9 protein-coding genes are annotated in these 11,709 nt (G+C 58.3%); 5 read left to right on the top strand and 4 right to left on the bottom strand.

Features of this window, described 5'->3' with window-relative positions; all coding sequences use genetic code 11:
- Nucleotides 1–53 precede the first annotated feature (53 nt).
- The 4 genes from ACGYLQ_RS19395 (at nucleotide 54) to ACGYLQ_RS19380 (ending at nucleotide 4,136) form a co-directional block, all read left to right on the top strand.
- Entirely contained in the window at nucleotides 54–1,097 is a 1,044-nt protein-coding gene (locus ACGYLQ_RS19395) for a CaiB/BaiF CoA transferase family protein (RefSeq protein WP_394444442.1), read from the top strand.
- A 120-nt stretch (nucleotides 1,098–1,217) separates the two neighbouring features.
- Entirely contained in the window at nucleotides 1,218–2,225 is a 1,008-nt protein-coding gene (gene dctP, locus ACGYLQ_RS19390) for a TRAP transporter substrate-binding protein DctP (RefSeq protein WP_394444439.1), read from the top strand.
- Between the two features lie 16 nt (nucleotides 2,226–2,241).
- Entirely contained in the window at nucleotides 2,242–2,868 is a 627-nt protein-coding gene (locus ACGYLQ_RS19385) for a TRAP transporter small permease (RefSeq protein ID WP_394444437.1), read from the top strand.
- Complete coding sequence (locus ACGYLQ_RS19380; RefSeq protein WP_394444435.1) at nucleotides 2,865–4,136, top strand: TRAP transporter large permease; 1,272 nt, start codon at nucleotides 2,865–2,867, stop codon at nucleotides 4,134–4,136. Before ACGYLQ_RS19385 ends, ACGYLQ_RS19380 begins: the two co-directional genes overlap by 4 nt.
- Before the next feature lie 162 nt (nucleotides 4,137–4,298).
- Here ACGYLQ_RS19380 and ACGYLQ_RS19375 read toward each other — a convergent pair whose 3' ends face one another.
- The 4 genes from ACGYLQ_RS19375 to ACGYLQ_RS19360 are packed head-to-tail and all read right to left on the bottom strand — an operon-like array spanning nucleotide 4,299 to nucleotide 10,690.
- Nucleotides 4,299–5,489, bottom strand: coding sequence for a GIY-YIG nuclease family protein (locus ACGYLQ_RS19375; RefSeq protein ID WP_394444434.1), 1,191 nt, complete (start codon nucleotides 5,487–5,489; stop codon nucleotides 4,299–4,301).
- Entirely contained in the window at nucleotides 5,482–7,530 is a 2,049-nt protein-coding gene (locus tag ACGYLQ_RS19370) for a DEAD/DEAH box helicase (RefSeq protein WP_394444433.1), read from the bottom strand. The genes ACGYLQ_RS19375 and ACGYLQ_RS19370 overlap by 8 nt, the downstream gene beginning before the upstream one ends.
- On the bottom strand, nucleotides 7,527–7,940 hold the full coding sequence (locus ACGYLQ_RS19365; RefSeq protein ID WP_394444431.1) for a hypothetical protein: 414 nt from the start codon (nucleotides 7,938–7,940) through the stop codon (nucleotides 7,527–7,529). The genes ACGYLQ_RS19370 and ACGYLQ_RS19365 overlap by 4 nt, the downstream gene beginning before the upstream one ends.
- Nucleotides 7,940–10,690 (bottom strand): class I SAM-dependent DNA methyltransferase, encoded by a 2,751-nt coding sequence (locus ACGYLQ_RS19360; protein WP_394444430.1) that lies wholly within the window; start codon nucleotides 10,688–10,690, stop codon nucleotides 7,940–7,942. Before ACGYLQ_RS19360 ends, ACGYLQ_RS19365 begins: the two co-directional genes overlap by 1 nt.
- A 321-nt stretch (nucleotides 10,691–11,011) precedes the next feature.
- On the opposite strand from ACGYLQ_RS19360, the gene ACGYLQ_RS19355 reads away from it, so the two are divergent.
- Nucleotides 11,012–11,677 (top strand): AAA family ATPase, encoded by a 666-nt coding sequence (locus tag ACGYLQ_RS19355; RefSeq protein ID WP_394444428.1) that lies wholly within the window; start codon nucleotides 11,012–11,014, stop codon nucleotides 11,675–11,677.
- Nucleotides 11,678–11,709: the final 32 nt, after the last annotated feature.

The following is an 11,709-nucleotide window of genomic DNA, read 5'->3' as shown; positions in this document are numbered from 1 at the left end:
TGAGCGTCAGTCTCAACGCGCAAACAACCCAACAGAAACCTTAAAGGGGTTTTCTGCACTCAGCCCCACTCGACCCCTGGTGGCCCGTGGTGGCCCGCAACAAGAAGTCGCTGACCATCAACCTGCGCACGCCCGAGGGCCAGGAGCTGGTCAAGGAGCTGATCAAGAGCACCGACATTCTCGTCGAGAACTTTCGCCCCGGCACGATGGAGCGCTGGAACCTCGGCTACGAGGAGCTCAAGGCAATCAACCCGCGCCTGATCATGGTGCGGGTCAGCGGCTACGGCCAGACCGGCCCCTACTCAACGCGCGCCGGCTACGGCTCCATCGGCGAGGCGATGGGCGGGCTGCGCTACGTCGTGGGAGATCCCAGCACCGCGCCGAGCCGCGTGGGCATCTCCATCGGTGACGAGCTGGCAGCGACCTACGCCTGCATGGGCGCGCTCATGGCGCTGCATCACCGCAACGAGACCGGCGAGGGCCAGGTGGTCGACAGTGCCATCTACGAATCCGTGCTGGCAATGATGGAAAGCCTTGTCAGTGAATACGACGTGGGCGGCTACACCCGCGAGCGGACCGGCGCGACGCTTCCGAACATCTCGCCTTCAAACGTCTTCGAGACCCGCGACGGCAAGATGCTTCTGATCGCCGCCAACCAGGACACGGTGTTCCGCCGCCTCGCCGCCGCCATGGGCAAGCCCGAGATGGGCACCGACGACCGCTACGCCACGCACACCGCACGCGGCGCCAACATGACCGAATTGGACGGTATGATCGCCGATTGGACCAAGACTATCGACCTGGAGCCGCTTCAGGAGCTGTTGGAAAGAAACGGCGTGCCCTGCGGGTTGATCTACACTGCCGCCGACATGCTGGAGGATCCGCATTTCAAGGCGCGCGAGGCCATCGTAGAGCTGCCGCACAAGGACTTCGGCTCGATCCGGATGCAGAACGTGGCCCCGCGCCTGTCGCGGACCCCGGGCGCCGTGCGCCACGCCGGCCCTGACCTTGGCGAGCACACGGATCACGTGCTGCGTGACATCCTGTCTGCAACCGAAAATCGTATCGAGGAGTTGCGCGCCGCAGGAATCGTCTGAGACGAACCGCAAACGAGCTGCGCGCCGGACGGGTCTGGAGGAGATCCGCCGGCCGCCCAACCGCCCGGACCGGGCAAACCGTCGGGGCATGAGCCCGCGGCATCAAGGGAGGAAGTACGTATGAAACCCCAGAAGAGCACTCTGCTCACCGGCCTGCTTCTGGCCAGCACCGCGCTTATCGCCACGGCCGGCACCGCGATGGCCGAGCGCACGCTACGAGCTACCGTGCAGGTGGCCACCAACCACCCGATTGGCGCCAACGTCGTGACCTTCAAGGACGCGCTCGAGGAGATCTCGGGAGGCGAGATGAACGTCGAGATCTACGACAGCGCCCAGCTCTACAAAGGCAGCCAGGTGCCCAAGGCCGTCGCGAGCGGCGCCATCGACATGGGTGTGGTGCTGGCCGACGAGTACTCGGGTACCATCCCCGCCGCCGGCATCTTCTCGGTGCCGTTCCTGTTCCCGACCTACGAGGTGCTGGCCAAGGCGGCCGATCCCGAGGGCGAGTTCCGCCAGACCTTCGACGCCATGATCGGCGAGACCGGCACCAAGGTGCTGTGGTGGCAGGATTACGGCCCGGTGCAGCTGCTGTCCAAGGACGAGCCCCTGACCGAGCCGTCGCAAATGAATGGACTGCTGGTGCGCGCCATGGGCAAGCCCTCGGGCGACTTTATCGACGCCGTGGGCGGCACCCCGGTGGTCATCGGCGGCTCCGAGCAGTTCATGGCTTACCAGCGCGGCACTGTCGATGTCGGCATGAGCGGCACCACCGCCGTGCAATCGCGCAGCCTGTACGAAGTAATGGACAATGTAACCATGACCAACCACTCGCTGGCCGAGTTCATCGTGGTGATCAACAACGATCTCTTCGAGGGCCTCTCGGACCAGGAAAAGGAATGGGTCACCGAGGCCGCGATGACCGCCGAGCAAGATTTGCGCAAGAAGACCGAAGGCAACAATGTCGCTTCGCAGGAATGGCTTGCAGACGGCAACGCTACCGTGACCGAGCTCACGCCCGAACAGCTTACAGCGTGGCAGGAAGCCGCAGCCCCGGCGGTGGACGTCTTCATCCAGGACGGCGGCGAGACCGCGCAGAACCTGGTGGATGCCGTCCAGGCCCTCCACTGAGCCCCGGCCAGGTTTCATGATGCATGACACCACACACAAGGGGGGTCGGCGCAGCGCCGGCCCCGCCCCGGCGCAGGCCGAGTACCGCACGTTGCCGGGGCCTCTGAGAGTCCTGAAGGTCGCCGACCTGATCTCGGTCACGGCGGTACGCATCGGGGCGGTGATGATCGTGGTGATCGCGGTGATCCTCGCCTACGAGGTGACGGCCCGCTACATCTTCCGCGCCCCGACGCGGTGGACCTCCAACGTGGGCACCACGCTGATGATGTGGCTGACCTTCATCGCGATGGCCGAAACCCTGCGCACCAATGCCATGATCCGCATCACCGCGCTGGTCGGCAACGCCCGCCCCGCAATGCGCAAGCTGAGCCAAGCCTTCACCCTCCTGGTGGTGGGCGGCTTCGCGGTCTTAGCCGTCTGGCTGTGCATCGGCGAGTTCATCGAGAGCGTCGTCACCGGTCGCCGTCAGCCCACCATGCTGCAGATGCCCGAATGGCTGGCCGAGGCGCCGATCATCGTGGGCTATGCCTGCCTCGCGCTGCAGGCATTTGCCGATCTTGTCCGCTTGCCCTTCCGGCCGGCTCCCAGCTTCATGTCGCACGAAGAGGCCGAGGTTCACAGCCTGGCCGAGGAGGGCAGATGATCCCCGTCTATATCGTTTCCGCGCTGGTGCTGCTGATGCTCACCGGCCTGCCCGTGGCCTTCTCGCTGGCAGCGCTCGGCACCGGGCTGATCGTGCTCAAGGGATTACCCCTTGCGCTGATCCCCACCAATCTTTTCGGCTCTCTAAACGACTTCGTGCTGCTCGCGGTGCCGCTGTTCCTGCTGATGTCGAACATCCTGCTGCGCGGCGGCGTGGGCCGTGATCTGTTCCGCGCGGTGCAGAGCTGGGTCGGCCACTGGCCGGGCGGCATCGGCGTCTCGGCGCTGCTGTCCTGCGGCATCTTCTCGGCAATCTCCGGCAGCTCGGTCACCACGGCGGCCACCGTCGGCACCGTGGCCGTGCCCGAGATGACCAGCCGCGGCTACAAGCCCTCGTTCACGCTGGGCCTTCTCGCCGCGGGTGGCACGCTCGGCATTCTCATCCCGCCGTCGATTCCACTAATCGTCTACGGCGTGATCGCCGAGGAAAGCATCGGCAAGCTGTTCCTGGCCGGTGTCGGCCCAGGCATCCTGCTGATCACCGTCTTCGCGATCTACACCATTCTGGTCTCGGCCTTCGGAAGCCAAGCACAGGCCAGCCCCAAGTCGAGCTGGTCCGAGCGCATGACTGCCACCGCGCGCGCCTTCCCCACCATCCTGCTGGCCGTGGTCATGCTGGGCGGCATCTACGCGGGCGCCTTCACACCGACCGAGGCCTCGGCCATCGGCGCCACCATGGCACTGCTGATCACCGTCGTGCAGCGCAGCCTGAGCTGGCAGGATTTCCTCCACGCGGTGAAGGACAGCGTCAAGACGACCTCGGTGATCTTTCTGATTGTCGTGGGCGCTAAGATCTTCGGCAAGGCCATCACGCTCTACCAGCTGCCCGCACAGATCGCGCAGGTGTTTGAGACCCACGTCCCCAGCGAGCTTGGTTTCATCATTATCGTGTCGCTGATCCTGTTGTTCATTGGCCTCTTCCTCGAGAGCATGTCGATGCTGCTGATCATGGTGCCGGTGCTGCTACCGACTGTGCTGGGGCTCGGCCTCGACCCGATCTGGTTCGGCGTCTACTTCGTGCTGCTGATCGAGATCGCGCTGATCACACCGCCGGTGGGGCTCAACCTGTTCGTCATCCAGGCGATTGCCGGAACGCCCCTATCGACCGTGGTCAAGGGCGTGCTGCCCTTCGTGCTGATGATGCTTGGCGTCGCAGTGCTCCTGGCGCTGTTCCCGCAGATCGCGCTCTGGCTGCCTGAGAACCTCTGACGAACAGGCCAAGAGACAACGGAAAAGTCCGGCCGGGAGCTCGGAGCCATTCCAAATTGTAGGATGCGGGTGGCAGGAAACTGTCGCCCGTTTTCAGTTTCAGGTTGTCATCGTCCCTGAAGTTTTGCCCACATAAGCGGGCGGTGAACGAATACTATCCGATCATCCTTGTTTCAAAAACATGGCACTATCAGGATCGTATCGATATCCAGAAATCGAACCGTCCTTGATCCTCTCAACAGCTTCGTTGATGACAAAGAGTGGGACCAGAAACCATTCACGTGGCACAACTGGGCGCCCGAACCGGTCCATGATCTCAATCTCAAGCCGTGCAGGCTCAAAAATGCGGTGAACCAAGTTTTCGAGCTTTGTGCGATTGATGTTGTAGAGCTCATATGTCGCCACGATCTCGACATTCGCCATTAGGAACGTAGGTTGAAGATGTGCTCCAGCGATGCGTTTTTCCACGCTCATGTTGGTCACGCCGATCTTATGCACCAGCTCTCGGTTTTCAGTTACGAGCGGGTGGCCTGACTTGCTTCGCAGCACATAGATTGTGCCGCTTGCCTCGTCTCCATCGATGGTCTGGTCTGAAAATAACGGTCCTGCGGTGGGCTCGGTGATCCGTCGGCCGGCATCATCCTTGTTTAAGGCGCGCTGAAGCGAGCGCATTAACATGCTGCTCTCAGTACCATTGTCAAAAACTACGCGCAAACGGGCGTCGGTGCGCCCCTGATCGTTGATTGTAGTCTCACCCTTCTCGGCAACATAAGCCTTTTGGCCGCTGACGATAAAAAGCCGTCCCTTTTCAATCTCAGCCTTCATTTCAAAAGGACGCGTTTCTCGTAAGCCGCTATTCAGCTCCTTCTGAACTTGATCAAAAATCGGCTTAAAGACCTCGAAATCCTCGCACCGCTCGCGGTTCGCTATGTCTTCCGCTGCCTTTTTTTCAGCAGTGGAGCGAACGTGCTTCAGCTCTGTGATCGGGGGTGCATCGACCTCAATACCGAGTTCAGCCAAAAGCGCATCATCATCGAGATCCCCTGTGTCAGCTGGCAACGTTAATACTGATCCGGACAGAAGTCCTTGATAGTCCAATGGTTCCACCAACTCACGGCATTCTTGCACATTACGGATCTGGTCCAGTCGCACAGCGTATAGCCGCTCGAAGATGTCTCCACTTTCACCATGTTGCGGCTGCCGCCCCTGCTCTTCGGTAAAACGCTGTATCTCTTCAAAACCAGCGATGATGCGCTCTTCACGCGGCGTGCGGCTGATGGCCTTTTTCGTTTCGACTTCGACACCAAGCTCCGCGAGCAGAGCGTCGTCATCCGAGGTAAACTCTTTAACCATTGGCTGCCTCTTGCTTCATGCGGGCCAAGAAGGCGACGCCTTCGGCCATCTTCTTTTCCCACGCATCAGCTGATGTAATCGAAGGCAACCGCCCCCGCTCTTGCTTGAACTTCACAGCCCGGCGCGCCAGATCACGGGCTTCGTCAGGAGAAAGCTGGACCTTCTTGGCCGAGATCACCGCAGCGACCTGCTTGAGGCTTTCCTCGCTCATAGATTTTGCGAGAATGGCATAGGCTTCACCGAACGGGTTGATCCGGTCGATCAGATCAATGTCGAGCTCGCGGACGTCCATGGCAAACTTACGCACGCCGTCGATCAGCGCCGTATTGCCGGTTACCTCTGCGTCACCTGCGCTGGAAAGCGCAATCTCCTTGGCTTTCTGGGTAAGGTTCAGCGCGGCCACTGCATGCTGGCGCACAGCCTCCTGATCCTCTGCATCCAGCTCTGGGAACTTGGCCCCGACGATTTTACCCATCCGAACCTGGGTCAGCTCCTCAGGCACCAACTCTTCGTCAAACAACCCCCGCTCGATGGCTGTTTTGTCCTGCACGAAGGCAGTAATCACCTCGTTCAGGTCCTCATGGCAAATGCGCTGTGCAAATTCGCTTTTGGGTTCAGCGAGGCCCTTGATCTCGATCTGGAACTGGCCGCTTTGCTTGTCAAATCCGACGTTTTCCTTCTTTGGATCATAGCCATCCTCACCATAGTCAAACCCGTCAACCGGACCGCTCTTGACGCTTTTGGCTGTAAAGTTGAACCGCGGGGCAAGAACCTGCTCCATGAGCAAGCTCGCGGCAATAGCCTTCAACGTGTCATTTACCGCTTCAGTCACAGCAGCTTCGGCCGCATCTGGCTCGGCAATCAGGTTCGTAAAGCGGGCGCGTGATTTTCCTTCGGCATCGCGGGTGGCACGGCCGATGATCTGCACGATCTCTGTAAGGCTGGCTCGGTATCCAACCGTCAGCGCATGTTCGCACCAGATCCAGTCAAAGCCCTCCTTAGCCATGCCCAAGGCAATGATGATGTCCACATGATCACGGTTGTTCTTCTGGGCAGGGTCTTTCAGGGCGGCTGACACCCTATCGCGCTTTACGGCCTCATCATCCACCAGATCGGCAATCTTCAGAATTCGACCTTCCGGCGTGGTCACGAGTTGAAAGCCCGTCACAGGGTCTGCACCTTGCCAATCACCAAGGGCGTCGATGATGTGTTCGACCTCGCGATGCTTATCCTTCGTGCTTTCGCGGGAATTCACGTTCGGGATGTGCAGGATTGTCTTCTCGTTCGGGTCGAGCACCTTGAGAATGTCGTCCGCATAGGAACCGGAGTAGAAGAAATACCCGATATCGAGGGTTTTTAGGTGTTTGTAGCCGTTCAGCTGCTCGTAGTAGGTGTAGGTGACGGTGTCGAACTTGGCCTCGTTTTCAGGCACAAGGATCGGGGCCGCATCGCCGCGGAAATAGCTGCCTGTCATGGCAACGACATGCGTCCGTTCACGGGTGATGAAATCGTTGAGCTGTTTACCCAAGATGTTGTCTTCGCTGGACGAGACGTGATGGAATTCGTCGACGGCGATCAGCCGATCATCGAATGCCTCAATGCCGAATTTCTCCACCGCAAACCGGAATGTAGCATGGGTGCAGACCAATATCTGGTCGCTGCTTTCGAGGAAGGCTCCGACCGATTTGACCTTGCCGCCATCCGTTCCGGGGGAGTTGCACAGGTTCCATTTTGGGGCCACCTGCCAGTCGGCCCAGAAACCAAACTTGCTCAATGGCTCATTGCCGAAACTTGCGCCGATGGATTTCTCGGGCACGACAACAACGGCCTGTTTGACGCCCTGATTGTGCAGTTTGTCCAGCGCGATGAACATCAGTGCCCGGCTCTTTCCCGACGCAGGCGGCGACTTGATCAACAGATATTGCTCGCCCCGCTTCTCATATGCGCGCTCCTGCATCTGGCGCATGCCCATCTCGTTAGACGTGGTCGATGCGCCGTTGGCTTCATATTTGACGGATACGGAGGGGACAGATTTGGTCATTTTGAAATCCTGAAATCATTCAAATATGTAAGGGCCCACGCTGGCGGGCTGGGCCACGTGCGGAAACCCTGTTGATGCCAGGATACGCTGCCAGCACCGATCTTGTCGTTCTCTTCCATGAAGCGAACCAAAGCATCATGATCATAAAGATACACATCGTCGCCATGGATAAAGGCGACGTGGATCCCCTTCCCCTGATATTTGCGATCAATAATCAGCCGGCCTTTCAGTTGCACCTTGAGGAAGGTCTCTCCGTCGATATGCACGGCGATGAAATCAGCGCCTTGCCAGTCATCGGTCAAACGGATGCTGTTGAAGCCATAGTCGGCCAGCCGTGCCGCGATCTTCTGGAAGTTGTAGTTTTCCTTCTGGCGCGAATTCAGATCGCTGTAGGCAATGCGATCAAACATCACGCGCTCACTTTAGTGGTCATTTTCGTATACATCTCGAACAGCTTTTCCAGCCGCTCGGTGTCGTTGCGAAAGCGGCGTCCGATGTAGATGCGTTCCAGCACCTCATCGTTGCGGGCGTGGGCGGCACGCAGATTTTCGGGCATGGTTTCGGGATTGTAGAGATCGGCGATGGTGGCGGGGAAATGCGCCTCGCGGGCGAGCAGGATGTCTTCGGCGCAGCGCGTCAGATCGGCTTTGTTTTTCTCGGTGAGTTTTGGGACGGGGAAGGTGTGCCAACCAATAGTGTTGGAATAGCTGAAATCAGTTCGCATCCGCACGCAAACCGTGCCGATCCAGACCCAGTGCAGGCGCGAAGCGATCAGTGCCATGTTCCAGAGAGGGACATCATAGAGAGCATAACACTTATTTGAAAGAATAACATTTCCTGACAGTAGAGTGACCGGCAGAAAGTCACGGTTTTCCGAAGTAATCGCAGGCACAGAAATGGTAAATTTCTCTGCGGTTCCCTCTACTTGCATGAACCTATGCGGTGGAACTTTCGTATTTCGCGTGGTTGGAGCGCTGCTGTTCAAGCGCATCTCCCGCACGCGCTCAATTCGCTCCTTAATAAACGGAACGTCCAGCGCGTCGGCGAGGCTTTCATCCTCAATCCAAAGGCAATAGCGCGGCCGCGCGTTCAGAACTTCGCTTGCCCCCATAAATGGTCTGAGAAACGGCTCAGGAACGATGTTGGCTGAAATCAGTTCGCGTGCTTCCTGCGCTGTCATCAGGAAATTACCACCATCGGTCGGCATATTCCCTCGCAGCATTCTTCCTCTGTCTTCCGGCGTGCGTCCGATTTTGCTCACTACAACATTCGGTCCAGCGACCAAATATGCATTGATGTTATCAGCCTCTTTCAGAGCAGTTTCACCATCACTGCTTAGCGCATAAAGCTTGCGCACCGGACCTGCGTGATTGGAAATGCCCACGATGACCACTGTCACGCCAGCATTGTGGCTGGCCAGATTGGCCCATTTAAAATTGGTATGCGCAATGGTAATCTCGTGCCCTGTCGCAAAAATCAGCGGCCAGAGGATCGGCACTTGCTCCCCCTGACAGATGGAATTGGTGGACACAAAGGCTGACACCGTCGGCGTGTGCAGGCCATAATCAGCGGCCTTCATGAACCAGCCCGCCACATAATCCAGCGACTTCCAGCTTCTGGTGCGCCCGTCAAAAATGCGCTTCAGATCATCTTTCTGCTCTTTTGATTGCCACGCGCTGCCAAGATAGGGCGGGTTACCGCAAATATACGTCTCGCCCCCCTCATTTTGGAAATCAATCTGGGCCTGTTCCAGCGGTGACATGAACAGATCATCCGACTTAAATTTGACCCCCGTCCCCGTGGGCGGGCAGATTGACAGCCAGTCCAGCCGCAACGCGTTGCCGCAAGTGATCCAGTTCTGCGCGTCCAGCGGTAGGAATTCAGCCAGCGCCTCTTTCTGGCCGCGATAGGTCACGTCGCATTGGTATTCCGCGATGATAAGCGCAAGACGGGCAATCTCGGCAGAGAAGTCCCGCAGCTCGATCCCGCGGTAGTTGGTCAACGGAATGTCACTACGCCGTTCGGGCTCGCCGCGGCGTTTGTTTACCTCAAACTCCAGCGTACGGATTTCCTTATAGGCGATGACAAGGAAGTTCCCCGACCCGCAGGCGGGGTCAAACACCCGGATCTTGGCCATCCGTGCGCGCAGGTTCGCCAGCTTGCGGGGATTGTCACCCGCCGCCTCAAGATCGGCGCGCAGATCATCAAGGAACAACGGGTTCAGCACTTTCAAGATGTTCGGCACAGAGGTGTAGTGCATGCCAAGCGCGCCGCGCTCCTCATCATCGGCCACGGCCTGGATCATCGAGCCAAAAATGTCGGGGTTAATCTGGGTCCAATCGAGGCTGCCGATGTGAGACAGATACCGCTGCGCGATCTTGGAAAAACGCGGTGTTTCCGTGCTACCAGAAAACAGCCCGCCGTTCACATAGGGAAAGCCGTCGGCCCAGCGGGGCAGCTGGGCCCCTGCCCTATCAGGACCGGCCGTGTTCATCGCACGGAAGATTTCACCGATGATCTTATGTGTGTTGGAGCCATCACGTTCTGACATCCGGTCGATCGTGGCGGTAAACATGTCCTCCCCGTTAAAGATGTCAGTGTCTTCGGCAAAGAAACAAAAGATCAGCCGCGCCATGAAGTGGTTCATGTCGTGGCGGCGCTCAGCGGTGCCCCACTCAGGGTTGTCCTTGATCAGCTCGACGTAGAGACGGTTGAGGCGACTGGTTGCGCGGATGTCAAACGCGCTCTCGCGGATCTGTTTGACGGTGCTGATGCCAGCCAAAGGCAGGAAGAAGCCGAAGTGATCGGGGAAATCCGTATAGGCGCAGGCGATAGTGTCACCGGTAGTAATGTCCTCAGCCTCAAGATCGGTGCCGTCAGTAGCGAGGATGAATTTCGCCTTCGCCTTGGTGGTTGCTGGGCTTTTTTTGAGGGCTGCGAGGGTCTGGGCCACCTGCCCTTTGGCGCAGGTCTTGAGGTGGATGTTGTTGGTCTGAAGAACGCCATCGATATCGGATTTATTCGACGCGCCGGTGCGCAGGCGTTTGATGGTGGTGTCTTTGTTGCCGAACGCCAGCAGGAACGCATATGGGAACTCGTCAACGTCAAACGGTTGCTCGGCCAGCGTGGAGATGGCCTCTTCAATTTCGACAGCATTCATGCCTGCCCTCATCTAATTCGTACTTATAGCGACAGTTTGTGGCAGGCCCCGGCCGACCTCTACTTTCTATAAAAGTGGAAGCCTACCTATTTCATAGGAGAATTCTACAAGCTCCCGTTTGGTAATATTCCTGCAATGAGCAAGAAAGCCTATCATAATATAAAGGCGTGCGCCTGCGCACAGAAAATTTCACTTTTTGCACTTTGTGTGCGCACACTCATTCGCTCACCTGAGTGTGCGTGCGCGCGAGCTCGTGTGTGCATGAATGCTAACGTGCATGAACAATTGACCGTTTGAGCCTATTGGTGCATATCTGATCATATGCACACTCTCGTATTAAACTCTCAGAAAGGCGGGGCAGGTAAGACCACCTCAAGCTGGAACATTGCCGCAGCGGCGGCAGACGCCGGTTTGTCCGTCCTGATGCTCGATCTTGACCCTCAGCAGTCGCTTCGACATTGGTGGGATCGACGAGAAGCGACCGAACCGCAGATGCTCGGCGAGGACCCGGCTGTTTCAGAGCTGCCGGACATCGTTGAAGCGGCTGGCCAGCAGTTTGACCTTCTTATAATCGACACTCCACCTGCGGCCGACGGCTGGGTAGTTGACGTCATGCGGGTTTCAAATCGTGTCATCATTCCGGTTCGAGCATCTGGTGTGGACCTTGATGCACTCGGTGCAACACTGGATCTCGCCGAGAGGGCAAAGGCCCAGCATCGGTTTTTGATTACGCAAGCTGACACGCGTAGCACGATCTACCGCGACACACTTTTTACTCTCACCGATCTGGGGAAGGTTATTCCTTCTCCATTGCCACGGCGCACGTCGCACGAGCGAGACTTCATGACCGGAACATCAGGTATCGATTCCAGCGGTCTGGCGCGCAATGATGTCAGATCCCTGTGGAGGCGCATTCAGGAGGATATCAATGGCAAAGCAACCAGCAAGCCTCTCAAGTCTCGTAAGGCGGGAGCAAAGCTCGGCTGACATAGTCCACAAACCAAAGCAACGAGCACCGA

Source organism: Sulfitobacter sp. 1A12779, from assembly GCF_043557315.1.
Classification (GTDB): Bacteria; Pseudomonadota; Alphaproteobacteria; order Rhodobacterales; family Rhodobacteraceae; genus Sulfitobacter; species Sulfitobacter faviae.
This window is presented reverse-complemented; position numbering and strand designations above follow the sequence as displayed.

Coding starts and splice junctions, on each gene's coding strand:
- dctP (WP_394444439.1), top strand. CDS start 1,218: ATGAAACCCCAGAAGAGCACTCTGCTCACCGGCCTGCTTCTGGCCAGC.
- ACGYLQ_RS19385 (WP_394444437.1), top strand. CDS start 2,242: ATGATGCATGACACCACACACAAGGGGGGTCGGCGCAGCGCCGGCCCC.
- ACGYLQ_RS19380 (WP_394444435.1), top strand. CDS start 2,865: ATGATCCCCGTCTATATCGTTTCCGCGCTGGTGCTGCTGATGCTCACC.
- ACGYLQ_RS19375 (WP_394444434.1), bottom strand. CDS start 5,489: ATGGTTAAAGAGTTTACCTCGGATGACGACGCTCTGCTCGCGGAGCTT.
- ACGYLQ_RS19370 (WP_394444433.1), bottom strand. CDS start 7,530: ATGACCAAATCTGTCCCCTCCGTATCCGTCAAATATGAAGCCAACGGC.
- ACGYLQ_RS19365 (WP_394444431.1), bottom strand. CDS start 7,940: ATGTTTGATCGCATTGCCTACAGCGATCTGAATTCGCGCCAGAAGGAA.
- ACGYLQ_RS19360 (WP_394444430.1), bottom strand. CDS start 10,690: ATGAATGCTGTCGAAATTGAAGAGGCCATCTCCACGCTGGCCGAGCAA.
- ACGYLQ_RS19355 (WP_394444428.1), top strand. CDS start 11,012: ATGCACACTCTCGTATTAAACTCTCAGAAAGGCGGGGCAGGTAAGACC.